This is a genomic window from Mycobacterium kiyosense (assembly GCA_021654635.1).
Classification (GTDB): domain Bacteria; phylum Actinomycetota; class Actinomycetes; order Mycobacteriales; family Mycobacteriaceae; genus Mycobacterium; species Mycobacterium kiyosense.
In genome coordinates this window covers 1330995-1357972 of sequence record AP025179.1, presented here as the reverse complement: position 1 = coordinate 1357972, position 26978 = coordinate 1330995, and the positions used below count along the sequence as shown (strand labels likewise).

Below are 26978 nucleotides of genomic sequence, written 5' to 3'. Positions count from 1 at the left end.
CTACTCGACCTGCGCCACCGGCCGCCGTCCCTGCACCGAATGCCGGCGCCCGTAGCCGAAATATATGGCCGCGCCGAGCACCAACCAGACGCCGAACCGGACCCAGGTCAGCGCGGTGAGGTTGAGCATCAGCCACAGGCAGGCGCACACCGAGGCGATCGGCAGCAGCGGCACCCACGGCGCCTTGAACCCGCGCTCCAGGTCGGGACGGGTCCGGCGCAGCACGATGACACCGGCCGACACCAGCACGAAGGCGAACAACGTACCGACGTTGACCATCTCCTCGAGCTTGTCGATCGGGAACGCCGACGCCGTCGCGGCTATCACGACCGCCACCAGCACGGTGATGCGTACCGGAGTGCCCCGGGCGCCGGTCTTGGCCAGGCCCCGCGGCAGCAACCCGTCGCGGGCCATCGCAAACAGGACGCGGCACTGGCCCAGCATCAGCACCATCACCACGGTGGTCAGACCGGCCAGCGCGCCGACCGAGATGATGCCGCTGGCCCAGTGGATGCCGTTGGCCCGAAAAGCAGTGGCCAGGTTCGCCGAGTTGCGGCCCACCGTCTTCAGCTGGGTATATGACACCATCCCGGACAGCACCACCGAGACCGCCACGTAGAGGACGGTGACCACCCCCAACGACGCCAGGATGCCGCGCGGCACGTCGCGCTGCGGATGCTTGGTCTCCTCGGCCATGGTCGCCACAATGTCGAACCCGATGAACGCGAAAAACACGATCGACGCCCCCGCCAGCACCCCGTACCAGCCGTAATGGCTGCTGCCGGCGCCGGTGAGCATCGACAACACCGACTGGTCCAGGCCGTTACCGCCGTGCTCGGCCTCGGGTGCGGGAATGAACGGCCGGTAATTCTCGGCCTTGACATAGAAAGCGCCGACCACGACCACCAGCAGCACCACCGCCACCTTGATGGTGGTGACCACCGCGGAGAACCGCGACGACAGCTTGGTGCCCAGCGCCAACAGGATCGCCACCAGCGCCACGATCACCAGCGCGCCCCAGTCGAAACGCACCGAGCCGAACTCGGCGGTCCCGCCGGAGAACCCGAATACCGTGCCCAGGTAGCTGGACCAGCCTTTGGCGACCACGGCCGCACCGATCGCGAGTTCCAGCACCAGGTTCCACCCGATCACCCACGCCAGGAACTCGCCGAAGGTCGCGTAGGAGAAGGTGTAGGCACTGCCCGCCACCGGCAGCGTCGAAGCGAACTCGGCGTAGCACAGCGCCGCCAGCGCGCAGGTGCCCGCCGCGATCAGGAACGAGATCCAGATCGCCGGCCCGGTGATGTCTCCGGCGGTGGACGCGGTGACCGTGAAGATCCCGGCCCCGATCACCACCGACACACCGAACACCACCAGATCCCGCCAGGTGAGGTCCTTGCGGAGGCGGGTGCCGGGCTCGTCGGTGTCGGCGATCGACTGCTCGACCGTCTTCGTGCGCAACGAATCCTTGAGTCGGGCCATCGGCCGCCCCTTTCACCTCACCTTTGTGACGGGACAGTACTGGGTACTCTGCGTCGATGGTGGGGAGCGCAGCGAACAGAAATCACGCCGTGGTGATCGGCGCCAGCATCGCCGGGTTGTGTGCCGCCCGGGTGCTGTCGGACTTCTATACCCAGGTGACCGTCTATGAGCGCGACGAGCTGCCCAGTGAGCCGGCCAACCGTGCCACCGTGCCTCAGGACCGGCATCTGCACATGCTGATGGCGCGCGGCGCCAACGAGTTCGAGAGCCTGTTCCCGGGCCTGTTGGCCGACATGGTCGCCGCCGGGGTGCCGATCCTGGAGAACCGGCCGGACTGCATCCATCTCGGTGCGGCCGGCCACGTCCTGGGCACCGGACACACGCTGCGCGACGAATTCACCGCCTACGTGCCCAGCCGGCCGCACCTGGAATGGCAGATCCGGCGCCGGGTCCAGCAGATCGACAACGTCGCGATCGAGCGACGACCGGTCGCCGAGCCACGGTTCGAGCCCGCGTTGCAGCGGGTGACGGGGGTGCTGCTGGACCCGCAGCCCGGCCAGGATTCGCCGGAGTTCGTCGCCGCCGACCTCGTGGTCGACGCCGCCGGGCGCGGCACCCGGCTACCGGTGTGGCTGACCCAGTGGGGCTACCAGCGCGCCCCGGAAGCCACCGTCGACATCGGCATCAACTACGCGACCCACCAGTTCCGCATGCCCGAAGGCCTGATCGCGGAAAAGGTGGTGGTCGCCGGCGCCTCGCACGACAAATCGCTGGGCCTGGGCATGCTGCACTACGAGAACTACACCTGGGTGCTGACCACCTTCGGGGTGGCGAACACCAAACCCCCGCGCACCTACCCCGAAATGCTCGCGCTGGCCAAAGAGCTGCTGCCGGATCATTTCAACGCCGCGCTGGCGCAGTCCGAACCCGTCGGCGAACCGGCCTACCACGCCTTCCCGGTCAGCCGCTGGCGCCGCTACCACAAGCTGGAACGCTTCCCGGCCGGGATCGTGCCGTTCGGGGACGCGGTGGCCAGCTTCAACCCCACCTTCGGTCAGGGCATGACGATGACGTCGCTGCAGGCCGGTCACCTGCGCCGGGCACTGCAGTCGGTCGACGACGACGGCGAGCTGGCCGGCGAGTTCAGTCGGCTCACCGCCAAGACCACCTTCCCGGTGTGGACGATGAACGCGATCGGCGACGTCACCTTCCACCACGCCGCCGCCTCGCCCGAGCCGAGCTGGTGGCGGGCCGCCGGCGGGCTGTTCGACCAGTTCCTGGGCGCCGCGGAAACCAATCCCGTTCTCGGCGAGTGGTTTCTGCGCCGGTTCTCGCTGCTCGACAGCCTGTACATGGTGCCGTCACCGTCGATCCTCGGTCGCACCATCGCGCACAACATGCGGCTGTGGCTGGGCGAGAAACGCGACGATAGTCAGCGACGCCGATCCGCCGTCACAAGCCGACGGTAGCCCGGAACAGCTTGGCCGGCCGCCGCGCCGACAACCGGATCGGGCCGTCGTCGGCGCCCACCCAGACCGCCGCGCCCCGGTCCAGATGCAGCGACCCGGACTTGCCGTGCACCGTCAACTCGCCCTCGGCGCACAACAGGATCTGCGGGCCGTCATGGCGTGACGGCGCGTCCACCTCGTGGCCCAGCTGATCGCCGTCGAGGATCAGCAGCGCGACCGCGAACTCGTCGGTCGGAGTGTCATAGACCAGCGCCAGCCCGTCGCGGTGCACCGGCGCCCGCAGCTGCGACTCCGCAGTGGGGGTGAAGTCCAGCACCCGCAGCAACTCCGGCACGTCGACGTGCTTGGGGGTCAACCCGCCCCGCAACACGTTGTCGGAGTTGGCCATCACCTCCAGCGCGAACCCGTGCAGGTAGGTGTGTAGGTTGCCGGCCGGCAGAAAGATCGCCTCACCCGGGGCCAAGATGACGCGGTTGAGCAGCAACGCCGCCAGCACCCCGGCGTCGCCGGGATAACGCTCCCCCAGCTCCAGCACCGTCTTGGCCTCCCCGGCGAATTCGGTGGCGCCGGAACTGAGGTACTGGATGGCGCCGTCCAGTACGGCGGGCACCAGCACGTCGAGATCGGGCTGTGGTGCGGTGATCCAGGTGGTGAACAACGCCCGCAGCCCGTCGGCGTCGGACTGCGCGTCCGAGCCGGCGCCCAGCAGGTCGATGAACGGGTCCAGATCGGAAACGGCCAGCGCGCGGAGCAGCTCGGCGGTGCGCGACGCCTGCCGGAACCCGGCCAGCGCTTCAAACGGCTGCAGCGCCACCAGCAGCTCGGGCTTGTGGCTTTTGTCGCGGTAGTTGCGCACCGGCGAGTTCACCGGGATACCCAGCCGCTCCTCACGCCGGTAACCCTCGAGTGCCTGCGCGGCACTGGGATGTGCTTGCAGCGACAGCGGCTCGTCGGCGGCCAGCACCTTCACCAAAAACGGCAGCACGTCACCGAATCGGGCCCGACAGGTCGAGCCCAGCTGACCCTCCGGGTCGTCGGCGAGCACCGACAGCAACGACGTATCGCCGCCGGGCGTTTCCAGCCAGGCCGGGTCGCCGGGGTGCGCGCCGAACCACAGTTCGGCCTCGGGATGCGCGGCAGGCACCGGCCGCCCGGTGAACTCGGCGAGCGCGGTGCGAGATCCCCAGGCGTAGGTGCGCAAGGCTCCGCGTAGCAATTCCACCGTCTATCTATCCCCGTGCCAGTCTCAGGTAAACCGCGGCCATCTCCAGCCGAACCGCCAATACTGCCAGCTGCTGCTCGGCGCGGGCGGACTCGGTGAGCGTGGCGGGCGCATCCGACACATCCTCGGCACCGACCGGGTAGACCTCGTCGAGCCCGGCGATCCGGGCATTGACCACGGTGCGCTCGTCGGCGAGCGTCAGCGCCAGGACCCGCAGCCGCTGCGGTAGCGGCCCGTCGATCTGCTCATCGTGGAAGAGGGTGTCGGCGTGGGTGCGCAATCCGCTGTTCGGGTCGCGCAGCGCCGCCAGCGCGTCCGCTAACCCGGCGGCGGCGACCGCCCGGTGCGCGTTGCGCAGCAACACCGAACTGCCGTGCCGGGCCAGCGCCAGCGTCGCCGCACTGTCTCCGGCCAGCACCACCTGGTGATCGGCCATGCGCGCGGCCAGCGTCTTGGCCGGATTGGTGAACAGTTCGCGGGTGGCGCTGTTGCGCAGCGCCTCCGCGTCGAGTTCGTCGGCCAGCGCCGCCAGGTCGACGCGCAACCGCGAATCCACGATCTGCAGCACCGCCAGCCCCGCCGCCAGGTATCGGCACAACCCGAACCCGTCGGCGGCCCACAGTCGCGGGGCCAGCACCGCGACCCGGCCGGCGGTGGAGTCGCGCAGTGGGCCCTCATACGGCGCCACGACCACCACCCGCGCGCCGCGCCGCACTCCGGTGGCGGCAGCACCGACCAGCGCGGGATCCCCCGGATCGTCGCCGGCCACGACCAGCACGTCGAGCGGGCCGACCCACGGCGGCGCCTCGGTGGCCAACACGATCGGCTCGGCGGCCGCCCCGGCCTGCGTCGCGGCCAGCAGGGCACCGGCCGTCTCGGCGGTGCCGCGCCCGGCCACCCAGATCACCGTGCGCGGCTTGTTGGTCGGGTCGCGCAGCAGGTCCAGGTCGCCCTCGTCCAGCGCCGCGGCCACGGTGCGCACCTGAGCGCCGGCCATCGAGGCGGCCCGCAACAGGCCGCCGCGGTCGGCGGCCAGCAGACCGTCGGAGTCCTCGAGATCGATGGAGCCGACGGCACTCACGGTGCGGCCCCGTCCCGGCCCGCCTGTGCCTCGATTTGCGCACTGACCTCGGCGACCACCGCGTCCACGTCTTCGATGCTGCGCCCCTCGACGTTGAGCCGCAACAACGGCTCGGTGTTAGAGCTGCGCAAGTTGAACCAGGTGCCGTCGCCGAGGTCGACGGTGACGCCGTCGAGGTGATCGATCGAGTGGATCCGGCCGGCGAATGTCTTCAGTACCGCGTCCACGGCGGCCGGCGCGTCGGCCACGGTGAAGTTGATCTCCCCGGAGGATTCGTAACGCTGGTAGTCCGCGGTCAGCTCCGACAGCGGCCGGTGCTGCTCGCCGAGGGCCGCGAGCACGTAGAGCGCGGCCAGCATCCCGGAGTCGGCGCCCCAGAAGTCGCGGAAGTAGTAGTGCGCCGAATGCTCGCCGCCGAAGATGGCCCCGGTTTCGGCCATCAGCGCCTTGATATAGGAGTGCCCGACCCGCGAGCGCAGCGGCGTGCCGCCGCGCTCGGTCACCAGCTCGGGCACCGCCCGCGAGGTGATCACGTTGTGGATCACGGTGGCGCCGATCTCGCGGCTCAGTTCCCGGGCGGCCACCAGGCTGGTGACCGTGGACGGGGAGACCGGCCGGCCGCGTTCGTCGACGACGAAGCAGCGGTCGGCGTCGCCGTCGAATGCCAGCCCGATATCGGCGCCCGTCTCACGCACGTAGTTCTGCAGGTCCACCAGGTTCGCCGGGTCCAGTGGGTTGGCCTCGTGGTTGGGGAACGTGCCGTCGAGCTCAAAGTACAAGGGCAACAACGTGATCGACTCGATTGCGCCGAGCACCGCCGGAGTGGTGTGGCCGGCCATCCCGTTGCCGGCGTCCACCGCCACCCGTAGCGGGCGCAGGCCGGCGGTATTGACCAGGGAGCGCAGAAACGCCCCGTAATCGGCCAGCACGTCCTTGTCGGTGATCGAGCCGGGCGAGCCGCGGTAGGCAGTTGGGATCCCGGCGATCAAATCTTCGCTGATGGTCGTCAAGCCGGTGTCCTTGCCGACCGGTTTGGCGCCGGCGCGGCACAGCTTGATGCCGTTGTAGGACGCCGGGTTGTGGCTGGCGGTGAACATCGCGCCCGGGCAGTCCAGCTGTCCGGAAGCGAAGTACAGCTGATCGGTGGACGCCAGACCGACGCGCACCACGTCCAGACCTTCGCCGACGACGCCGCGGGCGAACGCGGCGGCCAACGCGGGCGAACTGTCGCGCATGTCGTGCCCGATCACCACCTGCCCGGCGCCTTCGGCGCGCATCAGCCGGGCGAACGCGGCGCCGACGTCGGCGACGAACGGTTCGGTGATCTCGTCTCCGACCAGCCCACGCACGTCATATGCCTTGATGACACGGTGGACAGCCGCGGCGGGCCAAGACATGCGGGGTGCTCCTGACGACGTGAACTCTCTTGGCCGTCAGCCTATCGGCCGCCCCCGACCGTCACGGCAGGTACTTAGTCGCAAGGGTCGGGCAATACGCGCAAATGTCCGCGGCGGCGCCCGGACCGGTGTTCGGGCGGCGCGAGCAGCCCACCGCTGGGGGCGGTGGCGTGGGCTCCCGCGGTGTGCAGGTCGGCGCCGCCACCGGTGTGCGGGACGTCGTCGTACCCGTCGTATAGGTCAGCGCCCGGTACTCCGAAGCCGTTCACCACGGCACCGCCCCGAGCGGCGCCGCCCTCCCGGACCGCGTCGGCCAAGGCGACCAGATCGTCTTCGTCGGGGTTGACGGGCTCGGCATTGAGCGGCCCGGCGTGGCGGACGAGTTCCCACCCGCGGGGGGCGGTGATCCGGCCGGCATGACCGACGCACAGGTCCCAGGAATGGGGTTCCCGCGCGGTAGCGAGTGGGCCGACCACCGCTGTGGAGTCCGAGTAGACGAACGTCAGCGTTGCCACTGCATAGTGCGGACACCCGGGCCGGCAGCAGCGACGGGGTACGTTCACGATCGAAAGGCTATCGCGCGCCGCCGCCGCCGCAGCGCCGGACACGCGCAACGCGTCGGGGCACGATGTGCAACCGTTACCATCGGCGCGTGAGCGATTCCCGCGGTTCCGGCCCCAGCGGCCGGAGCGGCCGACCCTGGGTCGGGGCGGCCGGGTCATCCCGGCACCGGTCCCGGCGCCGGGGTCGCGATCCGCGCGGCCCGCTGCTGCCGCCGACGGTCCCCGGGTGGCGCAGCCGCGCCGAGCGGTTCGACATGGCGGTGCTCGAGTCCTACGAACCCATCGAGCGGCGCTGGCGCGACCGGGTGTCCGAGCTCGACGTCGCCGTCGACGAGATCCCGCGCATCGCGGCCAAAGACCCCGACAGCGTGCAGTGGCCACCGGAGGTGATCGCCGACGGCCCGATCGCGCTGGCCCGGCTGATACCGGCCGGAGTGGACGTCCGCGGCAACGCGACGCGGGCACGAATTGTGCTGTTTCGCAAGCCAATTGAGCGACGGGCGAAAGACACCGTCGAACTCGGCGACTTGCTGCACGAGATACTGGTGGCCCAGGTGGCCATCTATCTGGACGTGGAACCCTCGGTCATCGACCCGACGATCGACGACTGACTTGTGTTGGCGGGCTAGATAACTCCGCGCTTGAGGCGCCGGCGTTCGCGTTCCGACAGACCGCCCCAGATACCGAAGCGCTCGTCGTGAGCCAGCGCATACTCGAGGCACTCGTGCCTGACCTCGCAGCCGAGGCAGATCTTCTTGGCCTCGCGGGTGGAGCCGCCCTTCTCCGGGAAGAAGGCCTCCGGGTCGGTCTGCGCGCACAGCGCCTTGTCCTGCCACTGATCGGCGGGCACTTCCTCCAGCGGCTCCGGCTCGAACGCGGCCGGCGCGTCTGGAACCACACTCAGATGAGGGCGGACAGGTGCCGTCGGCATCGGCAAAGACGTCACAGCCGAACCCGGAACGGCGTGCGGTGCGCTTCCCATTACGCCCCGAAGGTACTCATAGGACATGCCTCCGCCTCCTCACTGATTGAGAATGAAATGGTTTCCCACTGTTTTGATGTACAGATACCCAATTCGAACAAGTGATCGAATCTCGGTCTGCGACACCGGAACCGGCCGGCCAACCGGGAAATGACACTGATGTGATTAGACACGGGTCGGCGATCTTGGTCAAGCACTTCGGCGCATTTCCATACCATCTCGTGATCGAATTTCGGCGATTCTGTTGCGGTCGGGCCGCGGCGTGTCGGCCACAGATTCATCACAAGTCCCTTGCGCCACAGCGGTTACCGAAACCACCATGCCACACGCACCCGGGTACTGTCCTGCGGTGTGAAGGTCACCGTTCTGGTCGGCGGCGTCGGGGGGCGCCCGATTCCTACTCGGGGTGCAGCATCTGCTCGGACTCGGAGGGTTTGCTCAATCCAGGGACACCGGCCACGAATTGAGTGCCGTGGTCAACGTCGGCGACGATGCCTGGATCCACGGGGTGCGCATCTGCCCGGACCTGGACACCTGCATGTACACCCTGGGCGGCGGCGTCGACCCGGAGCGCGGCTGGGGTCACCGTGACGAAACCTGGCATGCCAAGGAGGAACTCGCGCGCTACGGCGTGCAGCCCGACTGGTTCGGCCTCGGCGACCGCGATCTGGCCACGCACCTGGTGCGCACCCAGATGCTCAACGCCGGCTACCCGCTCACCCAGATCACCGCGGCACTGTGCGACCGCTGGCAACCCGGCGCACGGTTGCTGCCCGCCAGCGACGACCGTTGCGAGACGCACGTGGTGATCACCGACCCGGACTGCGACCCAGCCTCCGCGACGCGGCGGGCGATCCACTTCCAGGAGTGGTGGGTACGGTACCGCGCCCAGGTGCCCACCCACAGCTTCGCTTTCGTCGGGGCCGAAAAAGCAAGCGCCACAACCGAAGCTCTGGCCGCAATCGCCGACGCCGACGTCGTCATGCTGGCGCCGTCCAATCCGGTGGTCAGCGTCGGCGCCATCCTGGCCGTGCCCGGCATCCGGGCCGCGCTGCGAGCGGCCCCGGCCCCCGTCGTCGGCTACTCCCCCATCATCGGCGGAAAGCCGTTGCGCGGCATGGCCGATGCCTGCCTGACGGTGATCGGGGTCCAGTCCACCGCCCAAGCCGTCGGCCAGCACTACGGCGCCCGCAGCGGCACCGGGATCCTGGACTACTGGCTGGTCCACGACGGCGACCACGCCGAGATCGACGGCGTGACGACACGTTCCGTCCCGCTGCTGATGACCGATCCGGCCGCGACGGCCGAGATGGTGCGCGCCGGCCTCGAGATTGCGGGCGTGACCGGGTGAACGGGCACCCGGCCCTGCCGCCGACGGGCGAACACGGAACCGCTGCCGCGATCGAAATCCTGCCCGTCGCCGGGCTTCCCGAGTTCCGGCCGGGCGACGACCTGGCTGCTGCCGTGTCCGCCGCCGCACCCTGGCTGCGTGACGGCGACGTGGTGGTGGTCACCAGCAAGGTGGTGTCCAAGTGCGAAGGCCGGCTGGTGCCGGCACCGTCGGATCCGGAGCGCCGAGACGCGTTGCGCCGCAAGCTGGTCGACGACGAGGCGGTACGCGTCCTGGCCCGCAAGGAGCGCACCTTGATCACCGAGAACCGGCTCGGTCTGGTGCAGGCCGCGGCCGGGGTGGACGGATCCAACGTCGGGCGTAAGGAATTGGCGTTACTGCCGGTGGACCCGGACGGCAGCGCCGCGACCCTGCGGTCGGCCCTGCGGGAGCGGCTCGGCGTCGAGGTTGCCGTGGTCATCACCGACACCATGGGCCGGGCCTGGCGCAACGGTCAGATCGACGCCGCCGTCGGCAGCGCGGGTCTGGCTGTGCTGCACAACTATTCCGGCGCGGTGGACCGGCACGGCAACGACCTGGTGGTCACCGAGATCGCCATCGCCGACGAAGTCGCCGCCGCGGCCGACCTGGTCAAGGGCAAGCTGACCGCGATGCCGGTCGCCGTGGTGCGCGGACTCGAGCCGACCGACGACGGCTCCACGGCCCGGGATCTGGTACGCCCCGGCACCGAGGACCTGTTCTGGCTCGGCACCGCCGAGGCACTGGACCTGGGCCGGCGCCAAGCCCAGTTGACCCGACGATCCGTGCGGCGGTTCAGCACCCAGCCGGTACCGCCCGAGCTCGTCGAGGCCGCCGTCGCCGAAGCACTCACCGCGCCGGCCCCGCACCACACCCGGCCGGTGCGGTTCGTCTGGGTGCAGTCCGAGCAGACCCGCACCCGGCTGCTGGACCGGATGAAAGACCAGTGGCGCCGCGACCTGCGTGCCGACGGCCGACCCGCCGATGCTGTCGAGCGCCGCGTCGCCCGCGGCCGAATCCTTTACGACGCAACCGAAGTCGTCATACCCTTCCTGGTCCCCGACGGCGCGCACCACTACCCGGACGCGGCGCGCACCGCCGCCGAGCACACCATGTTCACCGTCGCGGTGGGTGCTGCCGTACAGGCCCTGCTGGTCGCGCTGGCGGTGCGCGGGGTGGGCAGTTGCTGGATCGGGTCGACGATCTTCGCCGCCGACCTGGTCCGCGACGAGTTGGGACTGCCCGCCGACTGGGAACCGCTGGGCGCCGTGGCGATCGGCTACCCCGCCGAGCCGGCCGGGCTGCGGGAGCCGGTCGACGCAGCGGACCTGCTGATCCGCAGATGAGGACGTTCGCCGGGAAGACCCCGGCCTCGCCCGACAAGGTGCGCGGCGGCTACTACACCCCGGAGCCGATCGCCCGATTCCTGGCCGGATGGGTGGTGCAGGCGGGGCCCCGGGTGCTGGAGCCCTCCTGCGGCGACGGCCGGATCCTGCGCGAGCTCGCCGCGCTCACCGAGCAGGCCCACGGCGTGGAACTCGTCGCCGAGGAGGCGGCCAAGGCACGGCAGTTCGCACCCGTCGACGACGCCGACCTGTTCGCCTGGTCCGCAACGATGCCGGGTGCCGGCTGGGACGGCGTCGCCGGCAACCCGCCCTACATCCGGTTCGGCAACTGGCCCACCGATCAACGGGCGGCCGCCTTGCAATTCATGTGTCGTCAGGGGCTGCGGCCCACCAAGCTGACCAACGCGTGGGTGCCGTTCGTGGTGGCCGCCACCGCCCTGGTCCGCGACGGCGGCCGGGTGGGGTTGGTGCTGCCCGCCGAGCTGCTGCAGGTCGGCTACGCCGCGCAGCTACGCGACTTCCTGGTGCGCCGGTATCGGGAGATCACCCTGGTCAGCTTCCGCCGGCTCGTTTTCGCCGGCGCGCTGCAGGAGGTGGTGCTGTTCTGCGGGGTCGTCGGCGCCGGGCCGGCGCACATCCGCACCGTCGAGCTGTCCGACTCGGACGCACTGGCCGCCGCCGATCTGGGCGTACCGGCGGCTCCCGCGCTGCTGCACGACACCGAGAAGTGGACCAAGTACTTCCTGGACCCGGCGGCGATCCGGACGCTGCGCGACCTCGCGTGCAGCCCGGCCTTGACCCGGCTGGGCCGGGTCGCCGAAGTGGACGTGGGCATCGTGACGGGCCGCAACAGCTTCTTCACCTTCACCGACGCCCAGGCCCGCGAACTCGGGCTGACCCACCACTGTGTCCCGCTGGTCTCGCGCAGCGCGCGCAGCTGTCCGGTCTGCACTACGACATCGACTGTCGCAGTGGCGATGTCGCCAACGGGCAGCGGACCTGGCTGCTGAACGCCCCGGCGCAACCCGCCGACACCGCGCTGGTCGCGCACATCGAGGCCGGCGAGGCCGCCGGCGTCCACCTGGGCTACAAGTGCTCGCTGCGCAAGCCGTGGTGGACCACCCCGTCGCTGTGGAACCCCGATCTGTTCCTGTTGCGCCAGATTCATCAGGCGCCCCGGCTGACCGTCAACGCGGCCGCGGCGACCAGCACCGACACCGTGCACCGGGTGCGGGTCGTCCCGGGCGTGGACCCCCACGGCGCTGGCCGCGGCGTTCCACAACAGTGCGACGTTCGCCTTCGCCGAGACCATGGGCCGCAGTTACGGCGGCGGCATCCTGGAACTCGAACCCGGCGAGGCCGAACGGCTGCCCGTCCCGCCACCCGGGTATGCCGGTTCCGGCCTGGCCGACGACGTCGATCTGCTGTTGCGGGCCAACGAGATCGAGAAGGCGCTGGACCTGGTGGACCGCCGGGTGCTGATCGAGGGGTTGGGCCTGTCGCCGGCGGTGGTGGCGGACTGCCGCGCAGCGTGGATCGCCCTGCGCGACCGTCGCATCGGACGGAGGGGCCGATGACGCTGCGGGAATCGGTGATCGCGCTGCTGTCCGAATGGCAGGCGCCGGATGCCGGCCAGGACGCGTTGCGCCAGGCGGTGCTGGGCTTCGTGCTGGCCCGCGACGACGCCTGCCGCCGGGCCTGCGAACCGGGCCACATCACCGCCTCGACCCTGGTGCTCGACCACCGGGGCGAGCGGGTGCTGCTCACCCTGCACCCGCGACTGCGCCGCTGGGTCCAGCTGGGCGGGCACTGCGAGGACGAGGACGCCGACATCCTGGCCGCCGCGCTGCGCGAGGCCGTCGAGGAATCCGGCATCCCCGACCTGCGGCTGAACCCGGGACTGGTTGCCGTGCACGTCCATGCGCTGACCTGCTCGCTGGGCGTACCGACCCGGCATCTGGATCTGCAGTTCGTCGCGCACGCCCCGGCCGGCGCACAGATCGCGATCAGCGACGAGTCCGACGACCTGCGCTGGTGGCCGGCCGGGGCGCTACCCGAGGGCACCGACCACGCGCTGGAGCACCTGGTGCGGCGGGCGGTTCAGACATCCGAGGAGTAGCGGATGCCGCCGTCGGGAATCGAGACCCCCGGCCACACCCGGGCGCCGCGCAGCAGTTCGCAGCGGGCGCCGATGTCGGCGCCGTCGCCGATCACGCCGTCGCGGATCAGCGCCCGCGGACCGATCCGGGCGCCGAAGCCGATGATCGAGCGTTCGATCACGCTGCCCGCCTCGACCTTGACGCCGTCGAAGATCACCGCCCCGTCCAGCCGCACCCCGGGCCCGATCTCGGCGCCGCGGCCGACGACGGTGCCACCGATCAGCAGCGCACCCGGCGCCACCGCGGCGCCGTCGTGCACCAATTGCTCACCCCGGTGACCGTGCAGCGCCGGTGACGGCGCGATCCCCCGGACCAGATCCGCCGATCCGCGCACGAAGTCCTCGGGTGTGCCCATGTCGCGCCAATACGTCGCGTCGACGTACCCGCAGACCTTCACCGTCGGGTCCGACAGCAGCGCCGGGAACACCTCCCGCTCGACGGAGACCTCACGCCCGCGCGGGATCCGGTCGATGATGTCGCGGGCGAAGACGTAGCAGCCGGCGTTGATCTGGTCGGTCGGCGGATCCTGCGTCTTCTCCAGAAACGCGGTGACCCGGCCCTCGCTGTCGGTGGGCACGCAGCCGAACGCCCGCGGGTCACTCACCCGCACCAGGTGCAGCGTGACGTCGGCCTGGCGGTCGCGATGGAAATCGAGCAGCTGGCCCAGGTCCGCCCCGGAGAGCACGTCGCCGTTGAACACCATCACGGTGTCGTGGCGCAGCTTGCCCGCCACGTTGGCGATGCCGCCGCCGGTGCCCAGCGGCTTCTCCTCGGTCACATATTCGATCTGCAGGCCGAGCTTGGACCCGTCGCCGAACTCGGCCTCGAACACCTCCGCCCGGTACGACGTGCCCAGCACCACGTGCTCGATGCCCGCGGCGGCGATCCGCGACAGCAGATGGGTCAAGAACGGCAGCCCCGCCGTCGGCAACATCGGCTTGGGCGCGGACAGCGTCAGCGGACGCAGCCGGGTTCCTTTGCCGCCGACCAGGACCACCGCGTCGACTTCGTGGGTTGCCACCTCAGCGCCGCCCTTCTGCCATCTTCAACTCCTGCCGCAGCGACTTACGGGACCTGCGCAGCGCGCTGCGCACCATCACCCGCGAGCGCAGCGCCAGCGAAGCGCGCAACGTCCACCGCAACGGGGCCCGCCACCAGCCGGAATGGCGGTCGGCCAGAAAGATATAGGTACTGCGGTGGTGCGCGGCCAGGTGACTGGCCGGGTCGCGGCCGGTCGAGTGGCCCTTGTGGTGCAGCACCTCCGCCGACGGCACGTAGACGGACTGCCAGCCGGCCTTGCCCAGCCGGTCGCCGAGGTCGACGTCCTCCATGTACATGAAGTAGCGCTCGTCGAAACCACCCACCTGCTCGAACGCGGCCCGGCGGACCAGCAGGCAGGAGCCCGACAACCAGCCCACCGGACGCTCGCTGGGCTCCAGGTGCTCCTGCCGGTAGGCCTTGGTCCAACGGTTGCGCGGCCAGACCGGCCCCAGCAGCGCATGCATGCCGCCGCGGATCAGGCTCGGCAGGTGACGGGCCGACGGGTACACCGACCCGTCCGGATCCCGGATCAGCGGCCCCAGCGCGCCCGCTTGCGGCCACCGGGTGGCGGCCTCCAGCAGGGCGTCGATGCTGCCCGGGCCCCATTGCACGTCCGGGTTGGCCACGATCACCCAGTCCTCGACCCAGTTTTCGTCGCGCTGCGCCAGCTTGGCGACGGTGCGGTTGACCGCCGTCCCGTAGCCGAGGTTGGAGCCGGTGGGCATCAACCGCACGTTCGGATAGCGCATCACGGCGGCCTGCGGGGTGCCGTCGGTGGAGCCGTTGTCGGCCAGCAGCACGCTGACGGGACGTTCGGTGGCGAGCGACAACGACGCCAGGAACCGCTCCAGGTGCGGACCCGGCGAATAGGTCACCGCCACCACCGGCAGAACGTCAGTCACGCGTAGAGGGTAACGGTCGATCGGCGCCGGCCGCGGCGAGTGCGTCGGTAAGTGCACTGCGCCAGGGCCGTAACGGTGTCAACCCCGCCGCGATCCATTCCCGGTTCGACAGCGCCGAATAGCCGGGCCGCGCCGCCGGGCGCGGGAATTCGTCGGTGCCGCACGGGTTGACCCGGTGCGGGTCGGCGCCGCTTTCCTCGAACACCGCACGGGCCTGCTCGAAGCGGGACACCGCACCCTCGTTGGCGGCGTGGAAGATGCGTCCGCGGACATCTTTCGTTGGCAAGCTGTCGGCCAGCTCCAGCAGCGCCGCGGCCAGGTCGGCGGCATAGGTGGGCGAGCCGGTCTGGTCGTCGACCACCCGGATCGGACCGGCGCCGGCGGCCAGTCGCTGCATCACCGCCACGAAGTCGCCGCGCTCGACGCCGCCGGTGTACACCCAGGCGGTGCGCACCACGACGGCATCCGGCAGCGCGGCATGAACCGCCTGCTCGCCGGCCAGCTTGCTGCGTGCGTAGACGCCCTGCGGCGCGGTTCGGTCGCCGGGCTCGTAGGGGCGCGGCGGTGCATCCCCGAAGTCGCCGTCGAACACGTAGTCGGTGGAGACGTGGATGAGCTCGGCTCCGACCCGTGCGCAGGCGCGCGCCAGGTGCTCCGGGCCGGCGGCGTTGACGGCATACGCGCGGGCCTCGTCGGTCTCGGCGCCGTCGACGTCGGTGTAGGCCGCGCAGTTGATCACGGTGTCGCCGGCCTGGATATTCCGCGCGGCCGCCGCCGGGTCGGTGACGTCCCATTGCGACGAGGCGGCGGCCAGCACGTCGCGGCCGGATCGGGTGGCTTGCGCGGCCAACAGGCTGCCCAACTGCCCGCCCGCACCGGTGATCACAAGCCTGCCTGCCATGGTTCGAGTCTGGCACGCCGATGCGGGCTACCCGGAAACCGGATGTTGCGCAAGTAACCTACAGTGATGCCTGCGCAAAGTGTGGCTCGTGTGATGCGTGTGATTTGCACCGCCCTGGCGGTGACCGTGGTGATCGGCACCGGCGTGGCCTGGAGCAACGTCAGATCTTTCGAAGACGGCATCTTCCACATGTCGTCGCCCTCGCTGGGAGGCGGCGCCGACGACGGCGCGATCGACATCCTGCTGGTGGGCCTGGACAGCCGGACCGACGCACACGGCAACGCGCTGACCCCCCGAGGAACTGGCCACCTTGCGCGCCGGCGACGAAGAGGCCACCAACACCGACACCATCATCCTGGTCCGCATCCCCAACAACGGGAAGTCGGCAACCGCGATCTCGATCCCCCCGCGACTCCTACGTGCAGGCGCCCGGCCTGGGCAAGACCAAGATCAACGGCGTCTATGGGCAGACCCGCGAAGCCAAGCGGACCAGCCTGGTCAAAGCCGGCGCCTCGGCCGCCGAGGCCGCCGCGGCCGGCACCGAAGCCGGGCGCACGGCATTGATCAAGACGGTGGCCGACCTCACCGGCGTCACCGTCGACCATTACGCCGAGATCGGCCTGCTGGGCTTCGCACTGATCGCCGACGCCCTCGGCGGCGTCGACGTGTGCCTCAAAGATGCTGTGTTCGAACCGCTTTCAGGTGCCGACTTCCCGGCCGGCCGGCAGAAGCTCAACGGCCCGCAAGCGCTCAGCTTCGTGCGGCAACGGCACGAACTGCCGCGCGGCGACCTGGACCGGGTGGTGCGACAGCAAGTGGTGATGGCCTCGCTGGCCCACCGGGTGATCTCGGGCAAGACGCTGTCCAGCCCGGCCACGCTCAAGCGCCTGGAACAGGCCGTACAGCGCTCGGTGGTGATCTCGTCGGGCTGGGACATCATGGACTTCGTCCGCCAGTTGCAGAGCCTGGCCGGCGGCAAGGTCGCGTTCGCCACCATCCCGGTGCTCGACGGCGCCGGCTGGAGTGACGACGGCATGCAGAGCGTGGTGCGGGTGGATCCGCACCAGGTGCAGGAGTGGGTTCTGGGTCTGCTGCACGAGCAGGACCAGGGACACACCGAGGAGCTGGCCTACGCGCCCGGCAAGACCACCGCCAACGTGGTCAACGACACCGACATCAACGGACTCGCCTCGGCGGTGTCCGACGTGTTGACCGCCAAGGGGTTCACCGCCGGCACGGTCGGCAACAACGACGGCAGCCACGTCAAGAACAGCCAGGTGCGCGCGCCCAAGGCCGACGACCTGGGCGCCCAGGAAGTGGCCAAGCAACTCGGCGGCCTGCCCGTCGTCGCCGACTCGTCGATACCGGCCGGATCGGTGCGGGTGGTGCTGGCCAACGACTACACCGGCCCGGGATCGGGGCTCGACGGCGGCGGCACGGCTACGCAGGTGCGCGCCTCCACCGTGGGGGCCGCCAATTCGACCGCCCCCGCCCCGTCGCCCATCCTCACCGCGGGCTCGGACAACCCCGAGTGCATAAACTGACCACTTCGTGGGGCAACTGACACTGAGCGCGGCAATCCTGGATCCGATGCTGCGCGCCGACCCGGTCGGCCCGCGTATCACCTACTACAACGATTCCACCGGCGAGCGCATCGAACTGTCCGCGGTGACGCTGGCGAACTGGGCCGCCAAGACGGCCAACCTGCTGCGCGACGAACTGGGCGCCGGGCCGGGCAGCCGGGTGGCGGTGCTGTTGCCGGCGCACTGGCAGACCGCGGCGGTGCTGTTCGGGGTGTGGTGGATCGGCGCCGAGGCGGTTTTCGACGGTCCCGCCGACGTCGCGTTCTGCACGGCCGACCGGCTGGACGAGGCCGATGACTCGGTCACCGGCGGTGAGGTGGCGGTGTTGTCGCTGGACCCGTTCGGCAAGCCCGTCCCAGACCTGCCGATCGGCGTCACCGACTACGCCACCGCGGTGCGGGTGCACGGCGACCAGATCGTGCCCGAACCCCAGCCCGGGCCGGCGCTGGCCGGGCAGTCGGCCGCCCAGGTGCTGGCGGCTTGCGCGCAATCGGCGGCGATGCAGGGCATCTCGGCGACAGACCGAGTGCTGTCCACCGCGTCGTGGGAGCGGCCCGAGCAGCTGGTGGACCAATTGCTGGCGGTGCTGTCGGTGGGCGGGTCGCTGGTTTTGGTGGCCAATCCGGATTCGGCGGCGATGGCGCGCCGCATCGAAACCGAGAAGGTCACCCGCACGCTGCTGACAGGTCCCTAAACACATGTTGATATCGCGATATTTGGATGTTAGCGTCGGGAGATCCCAGAGAAAGGCGTAACGATGGCGGTGCAGGCGCTCTTGGCAAAGGCGGCTTCGACGGTGATCACCGGGTTGGCCGGGGTCACCGCGTACGAGGTGCTGAAGAAAGCCGCCAAGAAAGCACCCCTGCACGAGACGGCCGTCAAGGGCGCCGAACTTGGGCTGCGCGGCACCCGCAAGGCGGAGGTGGCCGCCGAATCGGCCCGCCTCAAGATCGCCGACGTGATGGCCGAAGCCCGCGAACGCATCGGCGAAGAGACGCCCACGCCTGCCGTCGGGGACGTCCACGACCACGACCACTGAGCGGATGACTCTCGCGATCGCCGAACCGCTGGAGGTCGTCTCCGATGCGGCGGGCCGGATGCGGGTCAAGGTCGACTGGGTGCGCTGCGACTCGCGGCGGGCCGTCGCGGTGGAAGAGGCCGTCACCCAGGTCGACGGGGTGCGAGTGGCCCATGCCTACCCCCGCACCGGTTCGGTCGTCGTCTGGTACTCCCCCAGGCGCTGCGACCGCGTGGCCGTGCTCGATGCGGTGCGCAGCGCTAAAACCGTTGCGGCCGAACTGATCCCGACTCGCGAACCGCACTCGAGCGAGATCCGCAACACCGACGTGCTGCGCATGGTCATCGGCGGTGCGGCGCTGGCGCTGCTCGGCGTGCGCCGCTACGTGTTCGCGCGGCCACCGCTGCTGGGCGCGGGTGGACGGCTGGTGGCCACCGGCGTCACCGTCTTCACCGGCTACCCGTTCCTGCGCGGCGCCCTGCGCTCGGTGGGCTCGGGCAAGCTCGGCACCGACGCGCTGGTCTCGGCCGCCACGGTCGCCAGCCTGATCCTGCGCGAGAACGTCGTCGCGCTGACCGTGCTGTGGCTGCTCAACATCGGCGAGTACCTGCAGGACCTGACCCTGCGCCGCACCCGGCGCGCGATCTCCGAACTGCTGCGCGGCAGCCAGGACACCGCCTGGATCCGGCTCGAAGACGGTACCGAAGTACAGGTGGCGATCGACACCGTGCAGATCGGTGACGAGGTGGTGATCCACGACCACGTCGCCATCCCGGTCGACGGCGAGGTGGTCGAGGGCGAGGCCATCGTCAACCAATCCGCGATCACCGGCGAGAACCTGCCGGTCAGCGTCACCGCCGGGGCGCTCGTGCACGCCGGCTCGGTGGTGGTGCGCGGCCGGCTGGTGGTGCGCGCACAGGCCGTCGGCAACCAGACCACCATCGGCCGCATCATCACCAGAGTCGAAGAGGCCCAACATGATCGGGCCCCGATTCAGACCGTCGGCGAGAACTTCTCCCGCCGCTTCGTGCCCACTTCGTTCGTCGTCTCGGCCGTCACCCTGCTGGTCACCGGCGACGTCCGTCGGGCCATGACCATGCTGCTGATCGCGTGCCCGTGCGCGGTCGGGCTGTCCACCCCGACGGCGATCAGCGCCGCCATCGGCAACGGCGCCCGGCGCGGCATCCTGATCAAGGGCGGCTCGCACCTCGAGCAGGCCGGCCGGGTGGACGCGATGGTCTTCGACAAGACCGGCACGCTGACCGTCGGGCGCCCGGTGGTCACCAATATTGTTTCGCTGCAGAAAGACTGGGAGCCCGAGCAGGTGCTGGCGTACGCGGCCAGCTCGGAGATCCACTCCCGGCACCCGCTGGCCGAGGCCGTCATCCGCTCCACCGAGGAACGCCACATCAGCATCCCGCCGCACGAGGAGTGCGAGGTGCTGGTGGGGCTGGGCATGCGGACCTGGGCCGACGGGCGCACCCTGCTGCTGGGCAGCCCGGGACTGCTGCGCGCCGAGAAGGTCCGGGTGTCCAAGAAAGCCTCGGAGTGGGTCGCCAAGCTGCGCGCCCAGGCCGAAACCCCGCTGCTGCTCGCGGTGGACGGCAAGCTGGTGGGCCTGATCAGCCTGCGCGACGAGGTGCGGCCCGAGGCCGCCGAGGTGCTGAACAGGTTGCGCTGCAACGGAGTTCGCCGCATCGTGATGCTCACCGGCGACCACCCCGACATTGCCGAAGTGGTTGCCGCAGAGCTGGGCATCGACGAATGGCGCGCCGAAGTGATGCCCGAGGACAAGCTGGAGGTGGTGCGCGGCCTGCAGCAGGAGGGCTTTGTGGTCGGCATGGTCGGCGACGGCGTGAACGACGCCCCCGCGCTGGCCGCCGCCGACATCGGCATCGCGATGGGCCTGGCCGGCACCGACGTCGCTGTCGAGACCGCCGACGTCGCGCTGGCCAACGACAACCTGCACCGCCTGCTCGACGTGCGGGACCTGGGCGCCCGCGCGGTGGGCGTCATCCAGCAGAACTACGGCATGTCGATCGCGGTCAATGCGGCCGGCCTGCTGATCGGGGCGGGCGGTGCGCTGTCACCGGTGCTCGCCGCGATTCTGCACAACGCGTCGTCGGTCGCGGTGGTGGCCAACAGCTCCCGGCTGATCCGCTACCGGCTGGACTAAGTCACGCGCTGGTCTTTCAGCAATCGCTTGAGCACCTTGCCGCCCGCATTGCGGGGCAGCGCGTCGACGAAGCGGACGTCGCGGGGAATCTTGAAGCGCGCCAACTGGTTTCGCACGTAATCTTTGACATCCTGTTCGGTCAGCGAGACGCCCGGCCGCGGCACGATGTAGGCGCGCAGCCGTTGGCCGAACTCCTCGTCGTCGACGCCCACCACCGCGACCTCGAGGATGCCGGGGTGGTTCGCCAGCGCCTCTTCCACCTCACCGGGGTAGACGTTCTCCCCGCCCGAGACGATCATCTCGTCGTCGCGCCCGTCCACGTGCAACCTGCCGGCCGCGTCGAAATGGCCGACGTCGCCGGTGGCCATCAGGCCCTGGATCGACTCCTTGGTGCCGCCGCCGGTGTAGCCCTCGAAAGCCAGGATGTTGCCGACGCAAATCCGTCCCGGCGTCCCGACGGGCGCTTCGTGCAGCTCGTCGGCGAAGACCTTGACCACCGATCCCGGCACCACCTTGCCGACGCATCCCGGCGCGACGGCCAGGTCTGCCGGCGTGGCGATGGTGGCGTAGGCGACCTCGGTGGAGCCGTACATGTTGTAGACCACCGGCCCCAGCGCTTCCAGGGCGCGGGTGGCCAGCGCGGCCCCGAGCTGAGAGCCGCCGATGAACACGATCCGCAACGCGGACAGGTCGGCCGCGGCCAGCGCCTGCGGGCCTAGGTCCAGGATGCGCCGCAGCATGATCGGTACCACGATCATGGCGTCGGCCCGCTGCTCGGCCGCGCTGTTCAGGGCCTGCTGCGGGTCGAAATGGCGGTGCAACACCAGCGTCGAGCCGAGCACCATCGCGTACATGGCGTGGCTGAAGCCCAGCGAATGGAACAGCGGCACACAGCATTCGGTGACGCCGCGGCCGCGGAACGGAACCTTGCCGAGCAGACTTCCGACGGGGATCAGCGACAGCGGCTCGGAACGCATGGCGCCTTTCGGGGTGCCGGTGGTTCCGCTGGTGGAGATGATGATCTTGGGCCGGCCACCCGAGCGGGGCGGTGGCGCATCCGCGCCGCGTTCGATGCCGCGGTCGATCAGCCCGTCGATGGTGTCGTCGGCCGGGGTGTCGCTCCACGCCACGACTCGGCCCAGCCTCGGCCGGACATCGGCGACGACGGCCCGGTACTCGTCGTCGTGCACCAACAGATCGATTTTCTCGCGGGCCACCATGTCGGCGAGCTGGGCGCTGCCGAAGCCGGTGTTGAGCAGCACGACGCCCGCGCCGCACTTGGCGGCCCCATAAACCGCCTCGAGGAAGCCCCGGTGGTTGGCGGCCAGGATGGCCACGCTGGCGCCGGGGCCGAGCCCGCGGCAGCGCCACTGGTTGGCCAGCGCGTTGGTGCGGCGATCCAACTCGCCGAAGCTGAGCGGACCGCGCTCGTCGATCAGCGCCAGACCGTCGGGGTCGCGGCCCGCGGCGATCGCCGTCGCCGCGCCCAGCAGCCCATAGCGTTGCAGGGCGCGCAGCACCGACCCGATCCGGGCCGGCAGGATCGGCCGCAGTCCGCCCGACCGGAGATACAACAGCAGGGACTCGCCTTCCAAACCCAGCCGCCTGGCCAGCCCCGCCAACGTCTGCTCTGCGCTCACCACACGTCGATGCTGCCACCGATCCGCGCGGCACGGCAGGCGTAACGACACCGTGGACGGGTGCCTTTGGTCACCCGCGCAGGCACGGCAACCGCTCGACGCTCAGCAGCCGCAGTCCAGGCCCCGCCAGGCCCGGAAGCCCTGCCAGATCGCGACAGCGGCGATCACGAGTCCGACAGCCGGATCGACCCACCAGGTCCCCGACCACGTCGCAGTGACGGCGAGGCCCACCAGCACTCCAGCCGCCTGGGCGGCACACAGGTAGTTCTGCGTGCCTTCACCCTTGGTGGCCCCGGAGCCCAGTCGCGCGCCCAGATTGTGCTTGATCCGGCCCAGCGTCGGCATCAGCACCAGGGCCAGCGCCGTCAGCGCGATGCCGATCAGCGAGGTCTCGGCGTGCTGACCCTCGACGAGGTGGCGGACCGACTCGGCCGCGATGTAGGGGGCGGTCAGCCAGAACGACAGCGCGACACCGATCTGCGCGCGCCGCTCCGCCTTGTCGCAGTGCGTGCGCGAACCGCTGAACCGCCAGATCACCATCGCGCTGGCCAAGCCTTCGGGCACGCTGCCCAGCGCCCACCCCGTCAACGCCACCGACCCCACCGCGATGCCCTGCCACAGGCCCAGCACGCCCTCGCACAGCATCACGGCCAGGCTCACCCAGGCCAGCCGGTGCGCCACTCGCGCGTGTCGCCGCCAGGCGGCATCTCGCGTCGGCGGCCCGTGCCGGGCGACGGTTCCGTCGCAGCAGGCGTCGACTTCGATGAGACCGGGAGTGGTCGCCGGTTGCATCCCACGATGCTAGATGCGTAGCCGTGCGGAAGCTGGTAACCCGGGTGGCGACCGCGGACACGGTTTGGTGACAAGGATCGCGTCGTTAATCTGTCTAAGCATGTAAGGCGCGCCTCGACCCCGACGGCGAGCCAGACAAGGAGAATCGCGGCCGATGACGGACAACCAACCGAAACCGCTGGACGGCTTCCGGGTACTGGACTTCACCCAGAACGTCGCCGGGCCGCTGGCCGGACAGGTGCTGGCCGACCTGGGTGCCGAAGTCATCAAGATCGAGGCGCCGGGCGGGGAGCAGGCGCGGCGGCTCACCTCGGTGCTGCCCGGCCGCCCCCCGCTGGCCACCTACTTCCTGCCGAACAACCGCGGTAAGAAGTCGGTGACGGTCGACCTCACGGACGAGGTCGCCAAGCGGCAGATCCTCGAGCTCGCCGACACCGCCGACGTGGTGCTGGAAGGGTTCCGGCCCGGTGTCATGGAGCGGCTCGGCTTGGGCCCCGAGGAGCTACGGGCCCGCAACCCCAAGCTGATTTACGCCCGGCTCAGCGCGTACGGCGGCAACGGCCCGCACGGTTCGCGGCCGGGGGTCGACCTGATGGTCGCGGCCGAGGCCGGCATGAGCAGCGGCATGCCCACCCCGAGCGGCAAACCGCAGATCATTCCCTTCCAGGTGGTCGACAACGCCAGTGGCCACGTGCTGGCCCAGGCTGTGCTGGCCGCGTTGCTCAACCGCGAGCGGCACGGTGTCGGTGACCTGGTGCGGGTCGCGATGTACGACGTCGCGGTCGGCCTGCAGGCCAATCAGCTGACCATCCACCTGAACAAGCTGCCGGCTAAACCCGAACCGGCCCAGCAGCCCGCCGGCCAACCCGCCGGCGAGCCGGTCAAGAAGCGCAAGGGCGTCGGCTTCGCCACCCAACCCTCGGACGCGTTCCGCGCCTCCGACGGTTACCTCGTGATCAGCGCCTATGTGCCCAAGCACTGGACGAAGCTGTGCCAGATCATCGGCCGGCCCGACCTGATCGACGACCCGCGGTTCGCCGACCAGCGTTCCCGGGCGATCAACTACGCCGAGTTGACCGAAGAACTCGAATCGGCGCTGGCGGCCAAGACGGCCGCCGAATGGGTGGAACTGCTGCAGGAGGGCGGCCTGATGGCGTGCCTGGCTTACACGTGGAAGCAGGTGGTGGACACCCCGTTGTTCGCCGAGAACGACCTCGCGCTGCAAGTGAGTGCCGACGATCCGGCGATCGGGACGGTCACCGTGATCCGTACGCCGGCCCGCTACACCAGCTTCGACGCCACCGTCACCGACCCGCCGCCGGCGCCCGGCCAACACAACGACCGGTATCTCACCGAGCTTTCCTAAATTCGCGCAGGCGATTCATCGTTTTTCTTTGAATTGCCGATGAATCGCTGTTCGGCTCCCGGGATCGTTGGCGGCCGCAGGGATATTGGTGAATGCGCCGGTAATCGGGCTCATATGTTTGCTGGTTGCAAATATGTGTTGCCCGTACCCGACGCCTGGTGGACTACCGGTCGACAGACGGCGTTCACGCCGGTCCTGAAAGGTCGTCAGCCGGAAGCCCCCGGCAACGAGGAGTCGCATGAGCAGCACTGCCACCGCGGAAGCGCCCCGCAAGATCCTGCCGAACCTGCGCTACGACCTGCCGGCCTCGCTGGTGGTCTTCCTGGTCGCGCTGCCGCTGTCGCTGGGTATCGCCATCGCCTCCGGCGCCCCGCTGATGGCCGGGTTGATCGCCGCGGTCGCCGGCGGCATCGTCGCCGGCTCCGTCGGCGGTTCGGTGCTTCAGGTCAGCGGCCCGGCCGCCGGCCTCACCGTGGTGGTGGCCGATTTGATCGACCAGTTCGGCTGGCAGATGACGTGCGTGATCACCATTTGCGCCGGTGCGGTGCAGATCCTGCTGGGCCTGGTCCGGGTAGCGCGTGCGGCGCTGGCCGTCGCGCCGGTGGTGGTGCACGCCATGCTGGCCGGCATCGGCGTGACCATCGTGCTGCAGCAGATCCACGTGCTGATGGGTGGCGCCTCACGCAGCTCGGCCTGGGAAAACATCAAGGCGCTGCCGAACGGCATCCTGAATCACGAACTGCACGAGGTGATCGTCGGCGGCACGGTCATCGCCATCCTGGTGCTGTGGTCGAAGCTGCCCCCCAGGATCCGCTTCATCCCGGGCGCACTGGTGGCGATCGTGGTGGCCACGGCGCTGTCGCTGCTGGTGGACCTGCAGGTGGACCGGATCAACCTGTCGGGCAACTTCTTCGACGCCATCGGGCTGCCGCAGCTGCCGCCGGTGTCCCCGAGCGGCCACCCGTGGCTGTCCGAGATCGGCGCGGTCGCGCTCGGCGTGGTCACGGTGGCGCTGATCGCCAGCGTCGAATCCCTGCTCTCGGCGGTCGGCATCGACAAGATGCACAGCGGACCGCGCACCAACTTCAACCGGGAGATGATCGGGCAGGGCAGCGCCAACGTGGTGTCCGGCCTGCTGGGCGGCCTGCCGGTGACCGGCGTCATCGTGCGAAGTTCCACCAACGTCGCCGCGGGCGCGCGCACCCGGACTTCGGCCGTGCTGCACGGGGTGTGGATCCTGCTGTTCGCCTCGCTGCTGACCGGCCTGGTGGAGCTGATCCCCAAGGCCGCGCTGGCCGGTCTGCTCATCGTCATCGGTATCCAGCTGATCAAGCTGGCCCACATCCAGGTGGCCGTGCGCACCGGCAACTTCGCGATCTACGTCATCACCATCGTCTGCGTGGTCTTTCTCAACCTGCTCGAGGGTGTGGCCATCGGGCTGGCGGTGGCCATCGGGTTCCTGCTGGTCCGGGTCGTCCAAGCGCCCATCGAGGCCAAACCGGTGGGCGAGGAGTCCAAGCACTGGCGGGTCGACATCGACGGCACGCTCAGTTTCCTGCTGCTGCCGCGGCTGACCAACGTGCTCTCCACCCTGCCGCCCGGGTGCGATGTGACGCTGAACCTGAACGCCGACTACATCGACCACTCGATCTCCGAGGCCATCTCCGACTGGAAGACCGCCCATGAGGCAACCGGCGGATCGGTGACCATCGTCGAGACGTCGCCGGCCAACCTGGTGAGCGCCCACCAGAGCCCACCGCGACGCCACTTCGTCTCCCGCTCGCTGCGCGAGGCGCCCTGGCCGTCGCGCCGCGACAACAACGGCGACGGGCCCGACGCCTCGATTCTGGACGGCGTCCAGCACTATCACCGCATCGGCAATCTGCACCATCACGTCCCTGAGCTCATCGACTCCCCCAACCCCGACACGGTGTTCTTGACCTGTGCCGACTCCCGGATCCTGCCGGACACCATCACCGCGAGCCGGCCCGGCGACCTCTACATCGTGCGCAACGTCGGCAACCTGGTGCCGGTGGACTCCGCCGAGCGCTCCGTGGACGCCGCGCTGGACTTCGCGGTCAACCAACTCGGCGTGAGTTCGGTTGTGGTGTGCGGACATTCGTCATGCCGCGCGATGCAGGCGCTGCTCGACGGAACGCTCCACGACACCGCCGCCCCGATCTCGCAGTGGCTCGAACATGCCCGGGAAAGCCTGGCAGCCTACCGGGACAACCACGACGCCCGGCTGAGCTGCACGTCGAACGGTTTCCGCTTCAGCGAAGTCGACCAGCTGGCGATCGTCAACGTGGCGGTGCAGGTCGACCGGCTCAGCCGCCACCCGATCCTGGCTGCCGCGGTGGAGTCAGGTGCCGTGCAAGTGGTGGGCATCTTCTTCGACTTCGCCACCGTGCACGTGCACGTGGTGGATCGGCACGGGATCGTGCCCGCCACCCAGACCGCGCGGGAACCGGCTCCCGCGCACTGAATCC

20 protein-coding genes and 3 pseudogenes are annotated in these 26978 nt (G+C 69.9%); 12 read left to right on the top strand and 11 right to left on the bottom strand.

The window, feature by feature from the left end; genetic code table 11:
- Positions 1-1482 (bottom strand): amino acid permease, encoded by a 1482-nt coding sequence (locus L6444_RS06415; RefSeq protein ID WP_236981384.1) that lies wholly within the window; start codon positions 1480-1482, stop codon positions 1-3.
- Positions 1483-1571: 89 nt separating this feature from the next.
- Here L6444_RS06415 and L6444_RS06410 point away from each other — a divergent pair, with 89 nt between their 5' ends.
- Complete coding sequence (locus L6444_RS06410) at positions 1572-2951, top strand: FAD-dependent oxidoreductase (RefSeq protein ID WP_236983873.1); 1380 nt, start codon at positions 1572-1574, stop codon at positions 2949-2951.
- On the opposite strand, the gene manA is transcribed toward L6444_RS06410, so the two are convergent.
- From manA to L6444_RS06390, 4 genes are all read right to left on the bottom strand, one after another.
- On the bottom strand, positions 2935-4173 hold the full coding sequence (gene manA, locus L6444_RS06405; RefSeq protein ID WP_236981383.1) for a mannose-6-phosphate isomerase, class I: 1239 nt from the start codon (positions 4171-4173) through the stop codon (positions 2935-2937). The two genes, L6444_RS06410 and manA, sit on opposite strands and share 17 nt — an antisense overlap.
- Before the next feature lie 7 nt (positions 4174-4180).
- On the bottom strand, positions 4181-5254 hold the full coding sequence (locus tag L6444_RS06400; protein WP_236981382.1) for a TobH protein: 1074 nt from the start codon (positions 5252-5254) through the stop codon (positions 4181-4183).
- Positions 5251-6651, bottom strand: a complete 1401-nt coding sequence (locus tag L6444_RS06395) for a phosphomannomutase/phosphoglucomutase (RefSeq protein WP_236981381.1) — start codon at positions 6649-6651, stop codon at positions 5251-5253. The genes L6444_RS06400 and L6444_RS06395 overlap by 4 nt, the downstream gene beginning before the upstream one ends.
- Positions 6652-6725: 74 nt before the next feature.
- Positions 6726-7214 carry a DUF3499 domain-containing protein gene (locus tag L6444_RS06390; protein WP_236981380.1) on the bottom strand — a complete coding sequence of 163 codons (489 nt, stop codon included), beginning with the start codon at positions 7212-7214 and terminating at the stop codon, positions 6726-6728.
- Positions 7215-7417: 203 nt separating this feature from the next.
- On the opposite strand from L6444_RS06390, the gene L6444_RS06385 reads away from it, so the two are divergent.
- Positions 7418-7825, top strand: a complete 408-nt coding sequence (locus L6444_RS06385; RefSeq protein WP_236983872.1) for a metallopeptidase family protein — start codon at positions 7418-7420, stop codon at positions 7823-7825.
- Between the two features lie 14 nt (positions 7826-7839).
- Here L6444_RS06385 and L6444_RS06380 read toward each other — a convergent pair whose 3' ends face one another.
- A complete protein-coding gene (locus tag L6444_RS06380) occupies positions 7840-8196 on the bottom strand; it encodes a WhiB family transcriptional regulator (protein WP_370653150.1) in 357 nt (118 codons plus the stop codon).
- A 351-nt stretch (positions 8197-8547) separates the two neighbouring features.
- On the opposite strand from L6444_RS06380, the pseudogene cofD reads away from it, so the two are divergent.
- From cofD to L6444_RS06360, 4 genes and pseudogenes are all read left to right on the top strand, one after another.
- Positions 8548-9547, top strand: a pseudogene (gene cofD, locus L6444_RS06375) (2-phospho-L-lactate transferase).
- A gap of 14 nt (positions 9548-9561) precedes the next feature.
- The gene (locus L6444_RS06370; RefSeq protein WP_236983870.1) at positions 9562-10911 is read left to right on the top strand and encodes a coenzyme F420-0:L-glutamate ligase; all 1350 of its coding nucleotides are present in this window, start codon (positions 9562-9564) and stop codon (positions 10909-10911) included.
- Positions 10908-12488, top strand: a pseudogene (locus tag L6444_RS06365) (class I SAM-dependent methyltransferase). The gene L6444_RS06370 and the pseudogene L6444_RS06365 overlap by 4 nt, the downstream one beginning before the upstream one ends.
- A complete protein-coding gene (locus L6444_RS06360) occupies positions 12485-13030 on the top strand; it encodes an NUDIX hydrolase (RefSeq protein ID WP_236981378.1) in 546 nt (181 codons plus the stop codon). The pseudogene L6444_RS06365 and the gene L6444_RS06360 overlap by 4 nt, the downstream one beginning before the upstream one ends.
- Here the strand turns inward: L6444_RS06360 and manB are convergent.
- The 3 genes from manB to rfbD are packed head-to-tail and all read right to left on the bottom strand — an operon-like array spanning position 13012 to position 15914.
- Positions 13012-14091, bottom strand: coding sequence for a mannose-1-phosphate guanylyltransferase (gene manB / locus L6444_RS06355; protein WP_236981377.1), 1080 nt, complete (start codon positions 14089-14091; stop codon positions 13012-13014). The genes L6444_RS06360 and manB overlap by 19 nt on opposite strands.
- Position 14092: 1 nt before the next feature.
- Positions 14093-14995 (bottom strand): glycosyltransferase family 2 protein, encoded by a 903-nt coding sequence (locus L6444_RS06350; RefSeq protein WP_236983868.1) that lies wholly within the window; start codon positions 14993-14995, stop codon positions 14093-14095.
- Positions 14996-15005: 10 nt separating this feature from the next.
- Positions 15006-15914 (bottom strand): dTDP-4-dehydrorhamnose reductase, encoded by a 909-nt coding sequence (gene rfbD, locus L6444_RS06345; RefSeq protein ID WP_236981376.1) that lies wholly within the window; start codon positions 15912-15914, stop codon positions 15006-15008.
- Between the two features lie 63 nt (positions 15915-15977).
- On the opposite strand from rfbD, the pseudogene L6444_RS06340 reads away from it, so the two are divergent.
- From L6444_RS06340 to ctpC, 4 genes and pseudogenes are all read left to right on the top strand, one after another.
- Positions 15978-17458 (top strand): annotated as a pseudogene (locus L6444_RS06340) (LCP family protein).
- Between the two features lie 46 nt (positions 17459-17504).
- Positions 17505-18191, top strand: coding sequence for a TIGR03089 family protein (locus tag L6444_RS06335; RefSeq protein ID WP_236983866.1), 687 nt, complete (start codon positions 17505-17507; stop codon positions 18189-18191).
- A 63-nt stretch (positions 18192-18254) separates the two neighbouring features.
- Positions 18255-18536: a DUF1490 family protein gene (locus L6444_RS06330; RefSeq protein WP_236981375.1), complete on the top strand. Its 282-nt coding sequence runs from the start codon at positions 18255-18257 to the stop codon at positions 18534-18536.
- Between the two features lie 4 nt (positions 18537-18540).
- Entirely contained in the window at positions 18541-20691 is a 2151-nt protein-coding gene (ctpC, locus tag L6444_RS06325) for a manganese-exporting P-type ATPase CtpC (RefSeq protein WP_236981374.1), read from the top strand.
- On the opposite strand, the gene L6444_RS06320 is transcribed toward ctpC, so the two are convergent.
- Together L6444_RS06320 and L6444_RS06315 are read right to left on the bottom strand one after the other, a co-directional pair.
- Positions 20688-22331, bottom strand: coding sequence for an AMP-binding protein (locus L6444_RS06320; RefSeq protein ID WP_236981373.1), 1644 nt, complete (start codon positions 22329-22331; stop codon positions 20688-20690). The two genes, ctpC and L6444_RS06320, sit on opposite strands and share 4 nt — an antisense overlap.
- 102 nt (positions 22332-22433) lie before the next feature.
- Positions 22434-23123, bottom strand: coding sequence for a cation transporter (locus L6444_RS06315; RefSeq protein WP_236981372.1), 690 nt, complete (start codon positions 23121-23123; stop codon positions 22434-22436).
- 154 nt (positions 23124-23277) lie between these two features.
- Here L6444_RS06315 and L6444_RS06310 point away from each other — a divergent pair, with 154 nt between their 5' ends.
- Positions 23278-24489 (top strand): CoA transferase, encoded by a 1212-nt coding sequence (locus tag L6444_RS06310; RefSeq protein ID WP_236981371.1) that lies wholly within the window; start codon positions 23278-23280, stop codon positions 24487-24489.
- A gap of 238 nt (positions 24490-24727) precedes the next feature.
- A complete protein-coding gene (locus L6444_RS06305) occupies positions 24728-26974 on the top strand; it encodes a SulP family inorganic anion transporter (RefSeq protein ID WP_236981370.1) in 2247 nt (748 codons plus the stop codon).
- Positions 26975-26978 lie beyond the last annotated feature (4 nt).

Excerpts from the sequence above, each read along its gene's own strand:
- L6444_RS06415 (WP_236981384.1), bottom strand. The coding sequence starts at position 1,482 with ATGGCCCGACTCAAGGATTCGTTGCGCACGAAGACGGTCGAGCAGTCG.
- L6444_RS06395 (WP_236981381.1), bottom strand. The coding sequence starts at position 6,651 with ATGTCTTGGCCCGCCGCGGCTGTCCACCGTGTCATCAAGGCATATGAC.
- L6444_RS06380 (WP_370653150.1), bottom strand. The coding sequence starts at position 8,196 with ATGGGAAGCGCACCGCACGCCGTTCCGGGTTCGGCTGTGACGTCTTTG.
- L6444_RS06360 (WP_236981378.1), top strand. The coding sequence starts at position 12,485 with ATGACGCTGCGGGAATCGGTGATCGCGCTGCTGTCCGAATGGCAGGCG.
- rfbD (WP_236981376.1), bottom strand. The coding sequence starts at position 15,914 with ATGGCAGGCAGGCTTGTGATCACCGGTGCGGGCGGGCAGTTGGGCAGC.
- L6444_RS06335 (WP_236983866.1), top strand. The coding sequence starts at position 17,505 with ATGCTGCGCGCCGACCCGGTCGGCCCGCGTATCACCTACTACAACGAT.
- L6444_RS06330 (WP_236981375.1), top strand. The coding sequence starts at position 18,255 with ATGGCGGTGCAGGCGCTCTTGGCAAAGGCGGCTTCGACGGTGATCACC.
- ctpC (WP_236981374.1), top strand. The coding sequence starts at position 18,541 with ATGACTCTCGCGATCGCCGAACCGCTGGAGGTCGTCTCCGATGCGGCG.
- L6444_RS06315 (WP_236981372.1), bottom strand. The coding sequence starts at position 23,123 with ATGCAACCGGCGACCACTCCCGGTCTCATCGAAGTCGACGCCTGCTGC.
- L6444_RS06310 (WP_236981371.1), top strand. The coding sequence starts at position 23,278 with ATGACGGACAACCAACCGAAACCGCTGGACGGCTTCCGGGTACTGGAC.
- L6444_RS06305 (WP_236981370.1), top strand. The coding sequence starts at position 24,728 with ATGAGCAGCACTGCCACCGCGGAAGCGCCCCGCAAGATCCTGCCGAAC.